At 72.4% G+C, this 1,003-nt stretch carries 1 protein-coding gene and 1 pseudogene; both read left to right on the forward strand.

All coding sequences use genetic code 11. The features are described from left to right. Nucleotides 1–123: pseudogene (locus tag AB0P06_RS36930) on the forward strand (roadblock/LC7 domain-containing protein); the annotation flags it as partial. A 161-nt stretch (nucleotides 124–284) separates the two neighbouring features. Beyond that, nucleotides 285–953 carry a DUF742 domain-containing protein gene (locus tag AB0P06_RS36935; protein ID WP_363615400.1) on the forward strand — a complete coding sequence of 223 codons (669 nt, stop codon included), beginning with the start codon at nucleotides 285–287 and terminating at the stop codon, nucleotides 951–953. The last annotated feature ends 50 nt before the right edge of the window (nucleotides 954–1,003 follow it).

Raw genomic sequence — 1,003 nt, forward strand, 5'->3', positions numbered from 1 at the left:
CTCGCCTCCCCCGACTCCGACATCGGCCTCGTCGGATACGAAATGGCCCTGCTCGTCGACCGGGCCGGCGCCGTCCTCACCCCCGCACTCCGCGCGGAACTCCAGGGCAGTCTCCTGCACTGACGGTCCGTCGGATACCGTCCAGGTATTCGAAGCACCTCCACGCCCGTCCCGGGCCCGCTTCGGCGGGCTCGGGTTCGGACGTTGTACGGCCTTCGCACCACCGGCTCAGGACCTGCGCCCGAGCTCGCACCGCACCGCCGCACCTTGTGAGGAGAGGAACCGTGACACCGCCCGACGACCGTAGCGGCCAGTACGGCGTTCCGTACCCTGGCACAGGCCATGACGCCTTCGGAGCACCCGGCGTCGTCGGCCACGGTCAGGAGTACGGCCGGCCGCAGCACGGCCGGCAGTACGGCCAGCAGTACGGCCGGCACGAGTACGGCCAGCCGTACGCGCCCGACCAGTACGGCCAGTACGCCCAGCCGCAGCCCTCGTTCGACGCCCCGCCGCCCGGCTACCCGGCACCGGGGCACGCCCCCGGCCACGGACCCGGCCGACCGCCGGCCGAAGAGCCGGGGCACGTCGAGGAGTTCGAGGACGAGTACGACTCGGGCCCGCTGATCCGGCCGTTCGCGATGACCGGCGGACGCACCCGGCCGCGCTACGAACTGGCGCTGGAGGCACTCGTCTCCGCCAACGTCGACCCGCAGCGCCTGGCCACCCTGCTCCCCGAGCACCAGCGGATCTGCACCCTGTGCACGGAGGTCAAGTCCGTCGCCGAGGTGTCGGCCCTGCTCGCCCTTCCTCTGGGGGTGGCCCGCATCCTCGTGGCCGACCTGGCCGAGGCCGGCCTCGTCGCCATCCACCAGCCCGCTTCCGGCGGCGAATCCGGAAACCAGCCCGACGTCACGCTGCTCGAAAGGGTCCTCAGTGGACTTCGCAAGCTCTAACGCGGCCGCCCCCACCCGCGCCACCACCTCCGCGAAGATCGTCGTCGCCG

The sequence above is a fragment of the Kitasatospora sp. NPDC088351 genome (assembly GCF_040685575.1).
In the GTDB taxonomy this organism is placed as follows: Bacteria; Actinomycetota; Actinomycetes; order Streptomycetales; family Streptomycetaceae; genus Kitasatospora.